Origin of the sequence: Polymorphospora rubra (assembly GCF_018324255.1) — a bacterium.
Classification (GTDB): domain Bacteria; phylum Actinomycetota; class Actinomycetes; order Mycobacteriales; family Micromonosporaceae; genus Polymorphospora; species Polymorphospora rubra.
Genome location: NZ_AP023359.1, coordinates 4,431,918 through 4,449,554, shown reverse-complemented (window position 1 = coordinate 4,449,554; position 17,637 = coordinate 4,431,918). Strand labels below are relative to the sequence as shown.

General features: G+C 75.1%; 7 protein-coding genes. All 7 read left to right on the top strand.

Annotated features, from left to right (window positions below):
- Nucleotides 1-177 precede the first annotated feature (177 nt).
- Nucleotides 178-4,752, top strand: coding sequence for an ATP-dependent helicase (locus Prubr_RS20100; protein WP_212816474.1), 4,575 nt, complete (start codon nucleotides 178-180; stop codon nucleotides 4,750-4,752).
- Between the two features lie 74 nt (nucleotides 4,753-4,826).
- Nucleotides 4,827-5,615 carry an SAM hydrolase/SAM-dependent halogenase family protein gene (locus tag Prubr_RS20095; protein WP_212816473.1) on the top strand — a complete coding sequence of 263 codons (789 nt, stop codon included), beginning with the start codon at nucleotides 4,827-4,829 and terminating at the stop codon, nucleotides 5,613-5,615.
- A gap of 48 nt (nucleotides 5,616-5,663) precedes the next feature.
- Nucleotides 5,664-5,903, top strand: coding sequence for a CPCC family cysteine-rich protein (locus Prubr_RS20090; protein ID WP_212816472.1), 240 nt, complete (start codon nucleotides 5,664-5,666; stop codon nucleotides 5,901-5,903).
- A gap of 305 nt (nucleotides 5,904-6,208) precedes the next feature.
- Nucleotides 6,209-6,418 (top strand): MbtH family protein, encoded by a 210-nt coding sequence (locus tag Prubr_RS20085; protein WP_212828294.1) that lies wholly within the window; start codon nucleotides 6,209-6,211, stop codon nucleotides 6,416-6,418.
- Nucleotides 6,419-7,110: 692 nt separating this feature from the next.
- Nucleotides 7,111-12,966, top strand: coding sequence for a non-ribosomal peptide synthetase (locus Prubr_RS36930; RefSeq protein ID WP_246567394.1), 5,856 nt, complete (start codon nucleotides 7,111-7,113; stop codon nucleotides 12,964-12,966).
- A complete protein-coding gene (locus Prubr_RS20065) occupies nucleotides 12,963-16,256 on the top strand; it encodes a non-ribosomal peptide synthetase (protein ID WP_212828285.1) in 3,294 nt (1,097 codons plus the stop codon). The genes Prubr_RS36930 and Prubr_RS20065 overlap by 4 nt, the downstream gene beginning before the upstream one ends.
- Entirely contained in the window at nucleotides 16,253-17,632 is a 1,380-nt protein-coding gene (locus tag Prubr_RS20060) for an FAD-dependent oxidoreductase (protein ID WP_212816471.1), read from the top strand. The genes Prubr_RS20065 and Prubr_RS20060 overlap by 4 nt, the downstream gene beginning before the upstream one ends.
- Nucleotides 17,633-17,637 lie beyond the last annotated feature (5 nt).

The window sequence follows — 17,637 nt, the reverse complement described above, 5'->3', positions numbered from 1 at the left end:
AATTGCCGGTATCAACGCCTGTCCCGCCGATCGGTTTCGTGACCCCGACGACTCCCCGGCCACGGTCCGGCAGAGCGACCACCGGCGACCGGTCGTCGCGGTCGTACCAGGCGGGGGCGAGGTCGGGTCGGCGCAGGTGTGCGGTGTCGTGTCGTACGGGACGGGCAGGATGGAGACATGGACGAGGTGCTGGCGGAATTCGGGGCGGCGACCCGGGACTGGTTCGCCGCCGCGTTCGCCGCACCCACCGCGGCCCAGAAGGGGGCGTGGCGGGCGGTCGGCGCCGGCCGGCACGCGCTCGTCGTCGCGCCGACCGGGTCCGGCAAGACCCTGGCCGCGTTCCTGTGGTCGCTGGACCGGCTGGCCCGCGAGGCCGCCCCGGCCGACGCCCGACGCCGGTGCCGGGTGCTCTACGTCAGCCCGCTCAAGGCCCTCGCCGTCGACGTCGAGCGGAACCTGCGCGCCCCGCTGGCCGGCATCCGGCAGGCCGCCGCCCGGCTGGGGACACCACCGCCGGACATCACCGTCGGGATGCGCACCGGCGACACGCCGGCCGACGAGCGCCGGGCGTTCGCCCGCACCCCGCCGGACATCCTGATCACCACTCCGGAGTCGCTGTTCCTGCTGCTCACCTCGGCGGCCCGGGAGTCGCTGCGCGGCGTCGAGACCGTCATCGTCGACGAGGTGCACGCGGTGGCGGCGACCAAGCGCGGCGCCCACCTGGCGCTGTCACTGGAACGGCTCGACGAACTGCTGCCCCGCCCGGCCCAGCGGATCGGCCTGTCGGCGACCGTACGACCGGTCGACGAGACGGCCCGGTTCCTCGGCGGCGCCCGCCCGGTCGAGGTCGTCGCGCCGCACACCGCCAAGACGATCGAGGTCAGCGTCGAGGTGCCGGTCGAGGACATGACCCGGCTCGACGAGGTCGAACAGCCCGGCGACGGCGACCCGGACGGCCCCCGCCGCGCCTCGATCTGGCCGGCGGTCGAGGAGCGGGTCCTCGACCTGATCGCCGGGCACCGGTCCACCATCGTCTTCACCAACTCCCGGCGGGGTGCCGAACGGCTGTGCGCCCGGCTCAACGAGTTGGCCGCCGACCGCGCCGGCGGCGACCGGGCCGGCGACGGGACGGGGCCCGACGGCGGAGCCCGGCCGGCCGGGCCGCCGCGGCTGCCCGCGCAGATCATGGCCCAGTCCGGGGCGGCCGACGGCGCCCCGGCGGTGGTCGCCCGCGCCCACCACGGCAGTGTCTCCCGCGAGGAGCGCCGCCAGATCGAGGAGGCGCTGAAGTCGGGCCGGCTGCCGGCGGTGGTCGCCACCTCCAGCCTGGAGCTCGGCATCGACATGGGCGCCGTCGACCTGGTCGTGCAGATCGAGGCGCCGCCCAGCGTCGCCGCCGGCCTGCAACGCGTCGGCCGGGCCGGGCACCAGGTCGGCGCGGTGTCCCGGGGGGTGGTCTTCCCCAAGCACCGCGGCGACCTGCTCGCCTGCGCGGTGGTCGCCGAGCGGATGGCCGACGGGGCGATCGAGGAGCTGCACCATCCGCGCAACCCGCTCGACGTGCTCGCCCAGCAGATCGTCGCGATGGTCGCGCTCGACCCGTGGCCGGTGGCCGAGCTGGCCGCGGTCGTCCGGCGGGCGGCACCCTTCGCCGAGCTGCCCGACTCGGCGCTGAACGCGGTGCTCGACATGCTCTCCGGGCGCTACCCGTCGACGGCGTTCGCGGAACTGCGGCCGCGGCTGGTCTGGGACCGGGTCACCGACCTGCTCACCGGGCGGCCGGGGGCGCAGCGGCTCGCGGTCACCAGCGGCGGCACGATCCCGGACCGGGGCCTGTTCGGGGTCTTCCTCGCCGGCGCCGAGCGGGCGGCGCGGGTGGGTGAGCTGGACGAGGAGATGGTCTACGAGTCGCGGATCGGCGACGTCTTCCTGCTCGGCTCGTCGTCGTGGCGGATCGAGGACATCACCCCCGACCGGGTGCTGGTCTCGCCGGCGCCCGGGCAGGCCGCCCGGATGCCGTTCTGGAAGGGCGACTCGATGGGGCGCCCGCTGGAGCTGGGCCGGGCGCTGGGTGCCCGGTTGCGCGGGCTGGTCCGCGGTGACGAGACGGCGGCCGCCACGCTGCGGGCCGGTGGCCTCGACGAGTGGGCAGCCGGCAATCTGCTCGCCTACCTGCGCGACCAGCGGGAGGCGACCCGGTCGGTGCCGGACGACCGGACGGTGGTGGTCGAGCGGTTCCGGGACGAGTTGGGCGACTGGCGCCTCGCCGTCCACTGTGTGCTGGGCGCCCGGGTCAACGGCCCGTGGGCGCTGGCCATCGGGCGGCGGCTGGCCGAACGGTACGGCGTCGACGCCCAGGTGCTGCCCTCCGACGACGGCATCGTGGTCCGGCTGCCGGACACCGCCGACGAGCCGCCCGGCGCCGACCTCGTCGCGTTCGACCCCGACGAGATCGGCGCGATCGTGGAGGAGTCGGTCGGCTCGTCGGCGCTGTTCGCCGCCCGGTTCCGCGAGTGCGCCGCCCGTGCGCTGCTGCTGCCGCGCCGCGACCCGAAGCGCCGGCAGCCGTTGTGGCAGCAGCGGCAGCGGGCCGCCCAGCTGCTCGACGTCGCCCGCGAGTACGCCGACTTCCCGATCACGCTGGAGGCCGCCCGGGAGTGCCTGCGGGACGTCTTCGACCTGCCCGGCCTGGTCGGCCTGATGCGCGACCTCGCCGGCCGGCGGGTACGGCTGGTCGAGGTCGAGACGCCCCGGCCGTCGCCGTTCGCCCGGTCGCTGCTGTTCGGCTACGTCGGCGCCTTCCTCTACGAGGGTGACGCCCCGCTGGCCGAGCGGCGGGCCGCCGCCCTCGCCCTGGACTCCGCCCTGCTCGGGGAGTTGCTCGGCCGGGTCGACCTGCGTGAGCTGCTCGATCCGGCGGTGGTCGCCGAGTCCGCGCGGCAACTGCGCTGGCGGACCGAGCAGCGGCGGCCCCGCGACGCGGAGGACGTCGCCGAGATGCTGCGGGTGCTGGGCGACCTGACCGGGGCCGAGCTGGTCGAACGGGGCGCCGACCCCGCCTGGCTGACCGCGCTCGAGTCGGCCCGCCGGGCGCTGCGGATCCGGGTCGCCGGCGAGGAGCGCTGGATCGGGGTCGAGGACGCCGGCCGGTTCCGCGACGCGCTCGGCGTGGCGCTGCCGGTCGGGGTCGCCGACGCGTACGTCGAGCCGGTCCCGGATCCGCTCGGCGACCTGGTCGCCCGCTACGCCCGTACCCACGGTCCGTTCGCCGCCGCGACCTGCGCCGCCCGGTTCGGGCTCGGGGTCTTCGTCGTCGAGCAGGCGCTCAAGCGGCTCGGCGCCACCGGCCGGGTGGTGTCCGGCGAGTTCTCCCCCGGCGGGGTCGGCACCCAGTGGTGCGACGCCGAGGTGCTGCGGCTGCTGCGCCGCCGGTCGCTGGCGGCGCTGCGCCGCGAGATCGAGCCGGTGCCGCCCCGGGCGCTGGCCACGTTCCTGCCCCGTTGGCAGCAGGTCGGCTCGTCGGCACGCGGGGTCGACGCGGTCGCGGCCGTGGTCGAGCAGATCCAGGGGGTGGCGGTGCCCGGTTCGGCGCTCGAACGGCTGGTGCTGCCCGGCCGGGTCGCCGACTACTCCCCCGCCCATCTCGACGAACTGTGCGCCAGCGGCGAGGTGCTGTGGGCCGGTGCGGGGGCCATCGCCGGCGGCGACGGCTGGGTGACGCTGGTCTACGCCGACAACGCTCCGCTGCTGCTGGCGCCGCCGGACGAGGCGCTGGCCCGTACCCCGTTGCACGACGCGGTGCTCGCCGCCCTGGCCGACGGTCAGGCGCTGTTCTTCCGGTCCCTGGCCGAGCGGGTCGGCGGCGGCGACGAGCCGGCGCTCGTGGCCGCCCTGTGGGATCTGGTCTGGGCCGGCTGGCTGACCAACGACACGCTGGCCCCGCTGCGGGCCGGCGTCGGCGCCGGCGGCGCCCACCGGGCGCGGGCGTCGGCGCCGCGGGCCCGGCAGCGGCGGCCGGGACGGGTCGCGCTGGGGTCGCGCGGCGGGCCGCCGACCGTCGCCGGCCGGTGGTCCCGGCTGCCCGACCGCGATCTCGATCCGACCCGCCGCGCGGCGGCACTCGGCGACCTGTTGCTGGAACGGCACGGGGTGGTGACCCGTGGCGCGGTCGCCGCGGAGGGGATCACCGGCGGTTTCGCCGGGGTCTACCCGGTGCTGGCCGCGATGGAGGAACGGGGCGCGGCCCGGCGCGGCTACTTCGTCGAGGGGCTCGGCGCGGCCCAGTTCGCGGTCCCCGGCGCGGTCGACCGGCTGCGGGCACAGGCCGAGCCGGACCGGGGCGGGCCGCGGGCCGCCGGGCCGGCGCTGGTGCTGGCGGCGACCGACCCGGCCAACCCGTACGGCGCGGCACTGCCCTGGCCGGACCGGGTGGTCGACGCCGGCGACGGCGGGCCGGCCGCGGCCACCGGGCACCGGGCCGGCCGCAAGGCGGGTGCCCTCGTCGTGCTGGTCGACGGCGACCTGGCGCTCTACGTCGAACGTGGCGGCCGCACCATTCTGTCCTTCGTGGACGATGCGGAGGCGCTGGCCCGGTCGGCGCGGGCGCTCGCCGCCGCCGTCCACTCCGGCGCGCTCGGGGCGATGTCGGTCGAACGCGCCGACGGCGGGGCGGTCCGCGCCTCCCCGCTGCACGACGCGCTGACCGAGGCGGGTTTCCGGGCCACCCCGCGCGGTCTGCGGCTGCGCGGTTGACGGTCCGCGCGCATCCGCTCCGTGGGGTCGAGGGGCGGCGACGGGCGGAGCACGGGCACGATAACGTTCCGGTCATGGCCGACTACCCGGTGATCAGCCTCACCACCGACTTTGGACTGTCCGACGGGTTCGTCGCCGCATGCCACGGGGTGATCGCCGGCCTGGCACCGACGGTACGGGTGATCGACATCACCCACCTCGTGGATCCCGGCGACATCGTCCGGGGCGCCGCGGTGCTGTCGCAGACCGTGCCGTACCTGCCGTCGGCCGTGCACATGGCGGTCGTCGACCCCGGCGTGGGCACGGCGCGGCGGGCCGTGGCCGTGCAGACCCCGGGTGGACTGCTGGTCGGGCCGGACAACGGCCTGCTGCCGTGGGCCGCCGACGCACTCGGCGGCCCGACCGGCGCGGTCGAGTTGTCCAATTCGGACTGGTTTGGGACTGGCGCGTCCCGTACGTTCCACGGCCGGGACGTCTTCGCGCCGGTCGCCGCCCGCCTCGCCACCGGGGCACCGTTCGCGCAGGCCGGTCCGGCGATCGACCCGGCCGGTCTGGTACGCCTGCCCGAGCCGGTGGTGTCGGCCGGCGAGGGGTGGCTGGAGTCGCAGGTGTTGACCATCGACCGGTACGGCAACGTGCAGCTCGCCGCGCCCGGATCGGCCCTCGACGCGCTCGGGTCACCGCTGCGGGTCGGCGGCGTCCGGGCCGTACGTGGCGGGACGTTCGGCGACACGTCGCCGGGTGGCCTCGTGGTGTACGTCGACTCCGCCGGCCGGGCCGCGGTGGCCGTCAACGGCGGGCGGGCGGCGGGAGTGCTCGCGGTCCGGCCCGGAGACGTCGTACGACTGGTGACCGTGCCCTGACCAGAGGTGCGGTACGCGCCGGATTGCTTACTGTGAAAGGCTTGTGGGGTGGATACGACTCCGATCACCAAGTGTCCATGTTGCAACTACCGGACCGGCTGCCTGACCTGCCCGGTGTGCTTCTGGACCGACGACGGCCAGGATGACCACGACGCCGACGTGGTCCGGGGCGGCCCCAACGGTGACCTGAGCCTCGCCCACGCCCGGCTCAACTTCGCCATCTACGGCGCGAGCCACGAGCGTTACCGGGACACCGTCCGCCCGCCGCGGATCGACGAGTACCCGTGATCGGGCCGGTGCCCACACGCACCGGCCCGACGTCCCACCCCGACACCACCCGTCAGCCGTCGCGACGGCCGGGCCACCAGCCGGCCGTCGCGGGATGCCACCGTTCGCCGGCTGTCGTGCGGCCGGCCGCCGTCTCACGGGCGACGGCGGCGGCCGCGATCGCCCGGCGCCCGGCCCGGACGCACAACGGCGCACCGGCTCCGTCCGCGTCGGGTACAGACAATCGCGAATGCGTGGATGTACAGTCTCGGATATCGCTTCGCCGTTGCGCGCAGAATCCTTGCGCGAAGAATCCCGGAGACATGATGGACGAACTCGAAGACCGCCGCCTTTACCACGTGGTCGTCAATGACGAGGAGCAGTACTCGATCTGGGCCGACGGATCCGAGATCCCGGCCGGATGGCGCACCGCCGGATTTACCGGCGACCGCGCCGCCTGTCTCGCCCATATCGAGCAGGTCTGGACCGATCTGCGTCCGCGCAGCCTTCGGGAATGGGCCGCGAGCAACGCCTGACAGGGCCCGCCCCACCAGCGCGGATCGACCGCGACACGAACGTCAGCCTTTTCCTCGCCGGTGCCGGACAACCGCCGGTCGGACACCCCGACCGGCAATTCCGGCGCAGCGAGCATCGAATGAACCGCAATCTGCCCCCAAAATGCAGTTACCGCCACCGTAGTCCATGGACGCAAAGCCTCGGCATGGTCCCCGCGGGTCCACCACCTCTCGGCGGGCCCGCGGGTCAGGGCATTCCCGTACTCGCCTCCTCACCAGGAGTGATGGCAAGATCGGACATCCCCGCCGGCATCCCCCAAGATCGGGACAGGCAGGCCGGCCGGTCGGCCCTCCGATCCAGAACCATACGGCCACGCGATCCCACCGAATGACCGACTCAGGACGAGACAAACGGTCAAAGGCATAAAGCGGATCACTCGGCACCTAAGCGAATTACCTGACTCTTGGATCAGTTCTGGCACATGGCCAGATTTCCGCATTTCAGCAACACTTCACAACATCGACGACACCCGAGTCATCCACTAGAACAGTGGTTGACACAGGTGAATGGTTCTCGTAATTTCTTGTCAGGCCCCTCGAGGGCCTATCAATCGTTCGGCAATGCCGAGCCCCGGCCGCAAGATTTAACAATCTTCCCGCGCGCCGGTTAAACGGGGTGTTCAGCAAGCAGTCATCAGATAGGGATCCAAACTGTGCGAAGCACGCCCCTCGACACCGTCGTCGACGATCGGTACAACACCGTCACGCTCCAGCCCGGCATGTTATTCGCGCACAGTTACGAACCCCGGTCCGGCATTGACATCATCCAGGTCGTCGTCGACTGGCCGCTGCACCTCGACGGCCCGGCGATGGAGCGCGCGTGGCAGCACGCCGTGGACCGGCACCCCGTCCTGCGCACCGCGTTCACCTGGCCCGACGAGGGCGAGCCGGTGCAGGAGGTGCTGCCCCGGGTGGCGCTGCCGGTCGCCGTACTCGACTGGACCGGCAGCGGATCCGACCGCGCCGACGACCGGCTGGCGGCGTTCCTCGCCGACGACCGCGCCGCCGGCGTCGACCTCGCCACCGCCCCGCTCGCCCGGCTCGCGCTGATCACGCACGGCCCGCGCCGGCACAGCCTCGTCGTCACGTTCCACCACGCGATCCTCGACGGCCGCTCGCTGCACATGCTGCTCGACGAGATCGTCGCCGAATACGAGGCGACGACCGCCGGGCAGGCGTACGAGGCCCCGCAGCGGCCCGCCTTCCGCGACTTCGCGACCTGGGCCGGCACCCGTTCCACCGACGCCGACCAGGCGTTCTGGACCGGACGGCTGGCCGGCGTACCGCTGCCGACCGCGCTGCCGCTGGCCGACGCGCCGGTCGGGCCGGGCGCCCGCCCCGACCCGGTCCGCGAGACGACGCTGGAGTTGACCGCCGCCGAGACGGCCGCGCTCAACGAGGCGGGCACGGCGGCCGGCGTGCCGCTGAGCACCCTGGTCAACGCCGCCTGGGCGGTGCTGCTGCACCGCTACAGCGGCAGCGACGACGTGGTCTTCGGCGGCACCCGCACCTGCCGCCGGGGCACCGTCGAGGGCGCCGAGCGGATGATGGGCCTGCTGATCAACACCGTGCCGCTGCTGATCCGCGTCGACCCCCACCGACCGGTCCGCGACTGGCTGGCCGACGCGCGGCGGCAGATCGACGCCGTACGCCCGCACCAGGTCGCCCCGCTCCCGCAGATCCAGCGCTGGACCGGGCTGCCGGCCAACACCCCGCTCTTCGACAACCTGCTGATGTACGAGCACCGCGACCTCCAGGCGTCGCTGCACCGGACCATCCCGGACTGGGGCGACCGGTCGGTGCGGGTGCACCGGCGGCCCGCCCCGCCGATCACTGTCTGCGTCTTCGGCGAACCGACCGTGCGCGTACTGCTCTACCACGACCGGCGCCGGCTCACCGACGGGGCGGCCGACGCGATGCTGCGGCAGTTCCACACCATCCTGGTCGGGTTCGCGGCCGGACTCGACCGGCCGGTCGCCGACCTGCCGTTGCAGGACGCCACCGACCGCGCGCTGCTGACCGGCCCCTGGGCCGGCCTGCCCGCACCGTCCACCCCGGACGCCGACTACCCGGTCGCCGCCACCGTCCCCGATCTGGTGGCCGCGCAGGCCGAGCGGCGGCCCGACGCCGTGGCGGTCAGCGCACCCGACGGCGAGCTGACCTACCGGGCGCTGGACGAGCGGGCCAACCGGCTCGCCCACCTGCTGCGCGCCCACGGCGTACGCGTCGACGAGCCGGTGGCGGTCGCCCTGCCCCGGTCGCTCGACCTGATCGTGACGCTGCTCGCCGTCCTCAAGGCCGGCGGCGCCTATCTCCCGCTGGACCCCGACGACCCGCCGGCCCGGATCGCCCAGCTGCTCGCCGGCAGCGGCAACCCACCGGTGCTGGCCACCGGCCCGGTGCCCGGTGTCGACCGGGTGCTGCGCCTCGACGAGCTGGCCCCGGCCCTCGCCGGCCAGCCGGCCGGCGAGCCGCCCACCCGTCCCCGGCCGACGAGCCTGGCCTACATCAGCCACACGTCCGGCTCGACGGGGCGGCCCAAGGGCGTCGCCGTACCGCACGCCGCCGTGGTCCGCCTCGTGCACGAGCCGGGCTATCTGCGGCTCGGCCCCGCGGAGACGGTGCTGCACCTGGCCCCGGTCGCGTTCGACGCCGCGACCCTGGAGATCTGGGGCGCGCTGGCGAACGGGGCCCGGCTGGTGGTCGCACCGCCCGGCCCGTTCGGCGTCACCGAACTGGCCAAGCTGCTGCGCAACGAGAAGATCAGCGTGCTGTGGCTGACCGCCGGCCTGTTCCACCAGGTCGTCGAGTTCGACCCGGAATCCCTCGCCGGGGTCGGTCAACTGCTGGCCGGCGGTGACGTGCTGGCGGCCAGCGCGGTCCGCCGGGCCCTGCGGGTCCGCGGCGGGGCACCCCTGGTGAACGGGTACGGCCCCACCGAGAACACCACCTTCACCTGCACCCACGTGCTGACCGACCCGGCGGCGGTCCCCGACCCGGTGCCGATCGGCCGGCCGGTGCCCCGGACCACCGTCTACGTGCTCGACGACCAGCTCCGCCCGGTGCCCGTCGGGGTGCCCGGCGACCTCTACACCGGCGGCGACGGGCTGGCCCGCGGCTACGTCGGCCAGGCCGCGGCGACCGCCGCGGTGTTCCTGCCCGACCCGTTCGACCCCCGGCCGGGCTCGCGGATGTACCGCACCGGCGACCGGGCGCGCTGGCGGCCGGACGGCACGCTGGACTTCCTCGGCCGGGCCGACGAGCAGGTCAAGATCCGCGGGTTCCGGGTCGAGCCGGCCGAGGTGGCCGCCGTACTGCGGGACCACCCACACGTCGGCGACGCCGCGGTGGTCGTCGACGGCGTCGGCGAACAGCGGCGACTGCTCGCCTACGTGACCCCGCGCCCCGGCGCCGCCGCGCCGACGCCGGACGAGCTGGCCCGGTACGCCGCCGACCGGCTGCCCGGGCCGCTGCGCCCGGCCGCCCACGTGGTGCTGCGGACCCTGCCGCTCAACCGCAACGGCAAGGTCGACCGGCGGGCACTGCCCGTGCCGGCGGCGCCGGCCGCCGACCGTGCGGACTGCCCGGCCCCCACCGACCCGACCCAGACCAGGCTGGCGGCGACCTGGGCTCAACTGCTGGGCACGACGCCGTCCGGCGCCGACGACGACTTCTTCGCCCTCGGCGGCAACTCGCTGCTCGCCACCCGGCTGACCTTCGCCATCGCCGACCGGTTCGGCGTCGAGATGCCGGTCCGGGTGGTCTACGAACGGCCGAGCCTCGCCGCGATGTCGACCGCCATCGACGAGCACGTCGCCCGGCCGGCCGTTCCGGTGGAGGGCGTCGTCCGCCGGGACCGGGACCGCTACCGGATGCCCGCCCCGGCCGTACCCGGCACCCCGGCGGTCCCCGGCCACCTGGTGAAGCCGACCCCCGGCCCGTGGGCGATGTGGCGGTGGGTCGGGCTGCGCGCCGCCGGCTTCCCGCTCGACCTGCTCACCGCGCTCGGCGACGTCGACCTGGTCGCCGCCGCCGACGCGGTACTCGCCGCCGAGGACCACCTCGACGCGGCCCGCCGCGACCTCGCCGACCGGCTGCGCCGGGTCCGGGCGGCCGCCCCGCCGGACGAGCGCGCCCGCTGGAACCGGGCCGTCCGGCAGGGCCGGCGGGACGCCGTACCGGATCCGCTGCCCGCCGGCGCCGAGGAGGTCGACGGCGGTGCCCTGGTCCGCGCCCACGAGACGGTCGTGACCGGGTACGGCGGGCTCGACACCGCCCGCGAACGGTTCGACGGCGCACTGCGGTCCGCCGCCGCCGGCCGCTCCGACGCGCTGCGCGCCGCGGCCGGCGACCCGCTCTTCCGCGAGGCGGTGACCTGGCAGAACCGGCACGCGCTGCGCACCGGGATCGACGCGGTCCGCACCGGCGCCGGCGGCAGCGGCTCCAAGCACCGGCAGCACGAGGCGCTGGTGGCCACCTACCTCCAGCGTTACTGCGTCAAGAACGACACGATCGGCTTCTTCGGCCCGGTCGGCTGGGCCCGGGTGGACGAACAGGACGAGCCGGTACGGGTCCGGCACGGCGCCGCGCCGCTGGCGAAGCGTACGGTCTACTTCGAGAACTGGGCGGTGGCCGAGGCCGCGGCGGCGCTGGTCGCCCGCGAGCCCCGGCTCGGCCCCTGGCTGATCCCCCGCCGGCTGCCCTACCTGACCGTGATCGACGGGCAGTTCGCCATGCCGCTGACCGAACCCACGCCGCTGCCGCCGGGCGTGGCCGAGCTGCTGCTCGCCTGCGACGGCAGCCGTACGGCCCAGGAGATCGCCACCGCGCTGCTGGCCGCGGGGACCCCCGGGCTGAGCAGCCCGGAACAGGTCTACGGGCTGCTGGGCGAACAGCGCGACGCCAAGCGGATCACCTGGTCGCTGGAGGTGCCCAAGGAGGACCTCTTCGCGGAGCGGGTGGTGCGGGCCCGCCTCGCGGCGGTCACCGACCCGGCGTTGCGCGAACCCGCGCTGGCCGCCCTCGACGAGCTGACCGCGGCCCGGGACGCCGTGACCGCGGCGGCCGGCGACCCGGACGCCCTCGGCGCCGCGCTGGCCGACCTGGAGGACCGGTTCACCACCCTGACCGGCAGCGCCGCGACCCGGCGGGCCGGCAAGGTCTACGCCGGACGGACGCTGGTCTACGAGGACTGCCGCAGCGGCACGCAGGTCAGCCTCTCCCCCGAGCTGGCCGGCACGCTGTGGCCGACGCTGAGCCTGCTGCTGGAGAGCGCCCGGTGGTTCACGTTCGCCGGGGCGGCGCTGTTCCGGCGGGCCTGCACCGAGCGCTACCAGGAGCTGGTGAAGCGGACCGGGTCGACGTCGGTGCCGTTCGGCGACTTCTGGCTGTGGGCCAACGACCTGCTCTTCGACCTGCCGGAGAAGCTGATCGCGCCGGTCACCCGGGCGTTGCAGGACCGGTGGGCGCGGATCCTGCCGCCGGCGGTCGACCACCGGATCACCACCACCAGCGCCGAGATCCACGACCGGGCGATGGCCGAGTTCGCCGCGCCGCGGCCCGGCTGGATGGGTGCCTACCAGCACAGCCCGGACGTGATGCTGGCCGCCGACGGCCCGGACGCGATCGCCCGGGGCGACTTCCGCTGGGTGGTCGGCGAGGTGCACCCGGGCGTCAACACGCTGCGCTCGGCGCTGTTCGTGGCCCAGCACCCCGACCCGGAGCAGCTGCGCGCGGCGATGGCCGCCGACCTGCCCGACCAGCGGCTGGTGCTGGCCGCGACCGGTGAGGAGGGCGGCGCCCCGGCCCGGATCACCGACAAGCTGATCATCGGCCGGGACGTCCGGCTGGTCTTCGGCCACGACAGCGGCGGCCTCGACCCGGCCACCGCCGTGGCGGTCGCCGACTGCGTGCTGGAGCCGGTCGACGGGGTGCTGACCGTACGCAGCCGCGACGGCCGCTACCGCCTGCCGCTGACCGAGGTGATCGGTGAGCCGCTGATGCTCCAGATGATCCAGCGGTTCGACATCCTGCGGCCGGCCGACCACCAGCCCCGGGTCACCGTCGACCGGGTCGTGCTGGCCCGGGAGAGCTGGCGGTTCACCGCCGCCGACCTCGACTTCGCCCGGATCGCCGACGAGGGCGAGCGGTTCCGCTCGGTCCGCCGCTGGCAGGCCGGCGTCGGGTTGCCCCGGCACGTGTTCGTCAAGACCCCGGTGGAGAAGAAGCCGTTCCACCTCGACCTCGCCAGCCTCGCCTCGCTCGACGTCTTCTGCCGGGCGGTCCGCCGGACCGTCGACGGGGCGGGCGACGCCGCGACCCTGCGGCTGAGCGAGATGCTGCCCGGCCCGGAGCAGTCCTGGCTGACCGACGCCGAGGGCCGGCGCCGGACCGCCGAACTGCGCCTGGTCGCGGTCGACACCCGTACGCCCGGCGCGCCGACGGCGCCCGCCGCACCGACCACCACCGCCGCACCATCCGGTCACCCCGGGGAGAGGCCGCCCGCATGAGCGCCGCCGAGACGTTCGTCCTGCCCTCGTCGTTCACCCAGCGTCGACTGTGGGTCATCGACCAGATGGAGCCGGGCACCGCCACGTACAACATCGCCTGGGCGGTCGACCTGACCGGCCCGCTCGACGTGGCGGCACTGTCGTCGGCGCTGAGCTGGCTGGTCGACCGGCACGAGGCGCTGCGTACCCACTTCACGTCGGTGGACGGCGAGCCGGCGCAGGTGGTCGGCCCGCCCTGGCCGGTCGACCTGGCCGTGGTCGACGCGGCCGCCGCGGTCGGCCCCCACGACGTGGCGGAGGCGGTACGCGGGCTCGTCGACGCCGCGGCGCGCGAGCCGTTCGACCTGTCGACCGGTCCGCTGACCCGGTTCGGGCTGATCCGGCGCGGCCCGGACGACCACGTGCTCACCGTGGTGATCCACCACTCGGTCGCCGACGGCTGGTCGTTCGGCATCCTGTTCGACGAACTGGCCACCGGCTACGTGGCGGCCACCGGGGGCACCCGGCCGGACCTGCCGCCGCCCCCGGTGCAGTACGGCGACTTCGCCGTCTGGCAGCGCGAACAGTCCGAGCGCGGTGCCTTCGACGCCGACCTGGACTTCTGGCACGACGCGCTGGCCGGCGCGCCGACCCTGCTCGACCTGCCCGCCGACCGGCCCCGGCCGGCCGAGCAGACCGCGCACGGGCGGGAACTGTCCTACCCGGTGCCGGCGGCGCTCGCCGAGCGGCTGCGGGAACGCGGCGGCACCACCCTGTTCGCGGTGCTGCTGGCCGGGTTCCAGAGCCTGCTGCACCGGCTGACCGGCCAGGACGACCTGCTGGTGGCGGTGCCGGTGGCGGGGCGTACCCGGCCGGAGGCCCGGGACGTCGTCGGCTTCTTCGCCAACACCCTGGCGCTGCGGGCCCGGATCGGCGCCACGACGAGCTTCGCCGACGTACTCGACGGGGCGCGGGCGAGCGCGACCGCCGCGCAGAGCCGGCAGGACGTGCCGTTCGACCGGATCGTGGACCGGCTGGCACCCGAACGCAGCCTGGCGTACGCCCCGGCGGTCCAGGTGATGTTCGCGGTCGACGAGCCGCCGCCGGTGGTCACCTCGGCCGGCCTGCGGATCGCGCCGCGGCAGTGGCACAACGGGACCGTCAAGTTCGACCTGACGCTGACCGTCGACGTACGGCCCGAGGGGCTGACCGTCCGGATCGCCTACCGGACCGACCTCTACGACGCGGCGCGGATCGACCGGGTCGCCGGCCAGTACCTGACGGTGCTCGGCGCCGCGCTGGAGCACCCCGGATCGCCGGTCGGCACGCTGCCGCTGCTGGCGGCCGACGAGCGGGACCGGATCCTGCACGGCTGGAACGACAGCGACCTGGCGCTGCCCGACGTCGCGTCGGTGCCGGAACTGCTCGACCGACACCCGGCCACCGACCCGGACACGGTCGCGGTCGCCGGCCCCGACGGCACCCTGACCCACCGGCAGCTCGCCGACCGCGCCAACCGGATCGCGCACCTGCTGCGGTCGCACGGGGTCGGTCCGGACGTACCGGTCGGGTTGTCGCTGCGGCGCGGCACCGACCTGGTCGCGGCGATCCTCGGTGTGTGGCGGGCCGGCGGCGGCTACCTGCCGCTCGACCCGACGCTGCCGGCGGCCCGACTGGCCACCATGCTGCGCGAGGCGGCGCCGCCGGTGCTGCTGACCGACGCGACCGCCGCCGAACGGGCCGCCGAGGCGGTCGCCGGGGCCGGTGACCCGGCACCGACCGTGCTGCGGCTGGACACCGCCGACCTGGCCGGGCTGCCCGCCACCGCGCCGGTCGTCGCCCGGCACCGCGACAGCCTGGCCTACCTGCTCTACACGTCCGGCTCGACCGGCACCCCGAAGGGCGTCGCGGTCACCCAGGGCTCGGTGGTCAACCTGCTGGCCGGCTTCGACCGGCTGCTCTGTCTCACCGCCGCCGACCGGGTCGCGGCGATCACCACCCCGGCGTTCGACATCTCGGTCGTCGAACTCGTCCTGCCGCTGCTCGCCGGCGCCCGGATCGAGCTGTTCGACGCGGCCACGGCGTTGGACGCCGCCGCGCTGCGCGACGCGCTCGCCGCCCGCGGCATCACCGCCGCGCAGGGTACGCCGGCCACCTGGCGGATGCTGGTCACCGCCGGCGGCGTACCGGCCGGGGTGCGGCTGCGGATCAGCGGCGGCGAGGCGCTGCCGCGCGACCTCGCCGACGCCCTGCGTGCCGACGGCGCCACCCTGATCAACGGGTACGGCCCGTCGGAGACCACGATCTACTCGACGGCCGGCGCGGTCGGCGCCGACGGCCCGGTCGACCTCGGCCGGCCGACCGCCAACACCCGGATCTACCTGCTCGACGAGGCCGGCCAGCCGGTGCCGGAGGGCACCGTCGGCGAGGTCCACATCGGAGGGCTCGGGGTGGCCCGCGGTTACCACCGGCGGCCCGCGCTGACCGCCGACCGGTTCCGCCCCGACCCGTTCGGACCACGGCCCGGCGGCCGGCTCTACGCCACCGGCGACCTGGCCCGGTGGGGACCGGGCGGCCGGCTGGAATACCTCGGCCGGGGCGACCACCAGGTCAAGGTGCGTGGCTTCCGGATCGAACTCGGCGAGATCGAGGCGGTGCTGCGCGACCACCCGGCCGTCGCCGAGGCGGTCGTGACGACGTGGCGCGGTGACGCCGACGACGTCCGGCTGGCCGCGTACGTCCTCACCACCACCCCCGGCACGGACAGCGCCGCGCTGTGGCCGGACGTCCGGGCCACGCTGGCCGACCGGCTGCCGGACTACATGGTGCCGGCGACCCTGGTCGTGCTCGACGCACTGCCCCGCACCGGGAGCGGCAAGATCGACCGGCGGGCGCTGCCCGAGCCGTCCTGGCGGGAGACGACCGCCGGCGGGCCGGCCGGCGCGTCCAACCCGGTGGAGGAGAAGCTCGCCGAACTGTGGCGCGAGGTGCTCGGCCTGCCCGAGGTCGGCGTGCACGACAACTTCTTCGCCCTCGGTGGGCACTCGCTGACCGGTACCCGGCTGATCGCCCGGATCCGCGCCGCGTTCGGCGTGGAACTGCCGCTGCGCAGCCTGTTCGCGGCACCGACCATCGCCGGGCTGGCGCCGCTGCTCGACACCGCCGGCGGCCCGGGCGGGACCGGGCCGGTCACCGACCACATCGGATCGGCCAGCCGGGCCCCCGAGGACCTGCTCGCTTCCCTCGACGACCTCTCCGACCGGGAGATCGACGAGCTGCTGGACACCCTGATCGCCGAGGAGGGCAAATGACGGACGGGCAGAACCCGTTCAGTCGCCAGGAACGGGTAGTCGTCATCGGTGCGGGCCTGTCCGGCTCGCTCGCCGCGGTCTACCTCGCCCGGCACGGATACCTGGTCGACGTCTACGAACGCCGGCCCGACCCCCGTACCGCGCCGGCCGGGCTCGGCGGCCGGTCGATCAACCTCGGGCTGTCGGCCCGGGGCATGCGGGCGCTCGACGAGGTGGGTCTGCTCGCCGACGTACTCAAGCGCAGCGTGCCGATGCGCGGCCGGGTGGTGCACTCGCCGGACGGCGCGGTGCGGTTCCAGCCGTACGGCGTCCGGGAGCACGAGATCCTGCACTCGGTGCTGCGCGACGAACTGATCGCGCTGCTGGTCGACGCCGCCGAGACGAGCGCCGGGGTCCGGTTCCACTTCGGCTGGCGGTTGAACCGGCTCGACCGCGACACCGCGACCGTCGAGGTGCTGTCCGAGGCCGGCGGCGACCCCGTCGAGGTGGGCGCCGACCTGGTCGTCGGCGCGGACGGCATCCACTCGGTGGTCCGGCAGCACCTCCAGCGGGGTCTGCGGGCCGACTACTCGCAGGAGTTCCTGGAGTGGGGCTACAAGGAGCTGACCATCCCGGTCGGCGACGACGGCGAGCCCCGGGTACGCCTCGAGGCGCTGCACGTGTGGCCGGGCGAGTCCGCCATGATGGTCGCCCACCCCAATGTGGACGGTTCGCTGACCTGCTCGCTGTTCATGCCGCACGAGGGTCCGGTCAGCTTCGCCACGCTGGACACCCCGGAGGCGGTCCTCGGCTTCTTCCGGGCCAACTTCGCCGACGCCGAGGAGCTGATGCCGAACCTGGTCGAGGAGATCGCCGGGCACCCGGTCGGGCACCTGGTGACCGTGCGGACCGCGCCGTGGCGACACGGTGACCGGGTCGTGCTGATCGGCGACGCGGCGCACGCCGTCGTCCCGTTCTACGGGCAGGGGATGAACTCGGCGTTCGAGGACTGCCTGGTCCTGTCCGACTGCCTGGCCCGGCACACCGACCGTGCGGCTGCCCTGGCCGCGTTCGAGGCGGCCCGCAAGCCGCACACCGACGTGCTCGCCGACCTGTCCATCGCCAACTTCGTCGACCTGCGCGACCGGGTGCACAAGCCCGGCTACACCGCGCACGCGGTCGCCGACCGGCTGCTGTCCCGGCTGATGCCGGACCGCTGGACCCCGCTCTACACGATGGTCGCCCACACCACGACGCCGTACGCCGACGCGCTGGCCCGGGCGAAGCGGCAGGACCGGATCCTGCGCGGGGCCACCGCGGCGGCCGGCGCCCTCGCCGCCCTCGGCGCGGTCACGACGATCGGAGCGGCGCTGCGGCGCCGTTCCCGGGGCAGGTGAGCGCG

What these genes read in the sequence shown, in the direction of transcription:
- Prubr_RS20100 (WP_212816474.1), top strand. Translation starts at nt 178, where the DNA reads ATGGACGAGGTGCTGGCGGAATTCGGGGCGGCGACCCGGGACTGGTTC.
- Prubr_RS20095 (WP_212816473.1), top strand. Translation starts at nt 4,827, where the DNA reads ATGGCCGACTACCCGGTGATCAGCCTCACCACCGACTTTGGACTGTCC.
- Prubr_RS20085 (WP_212828294.1), top strand. Translation starts at nt 6,209, where the DNA reads ATGGACGAACTCGAAGACCGCCGCCTTTACCACGTGGTCGTCAATGAC.
- Prubr_RS20065 (WP_212828285.1), top strand. Translation starts at nt 12,963, where the DNA reads ATGAGCGCCGCCGAGACGTTCGTCCTGCCCTCGTCGTTCACCCAGCGT.
- Prubr_RS20060 (WP_212816471.1), top strand. Translation starts at nt 16,253, where the DNA reads ATGACGGACGGGCAGAACCCGTTCAGTCGCCAGGAACGGGTAGTCGTC.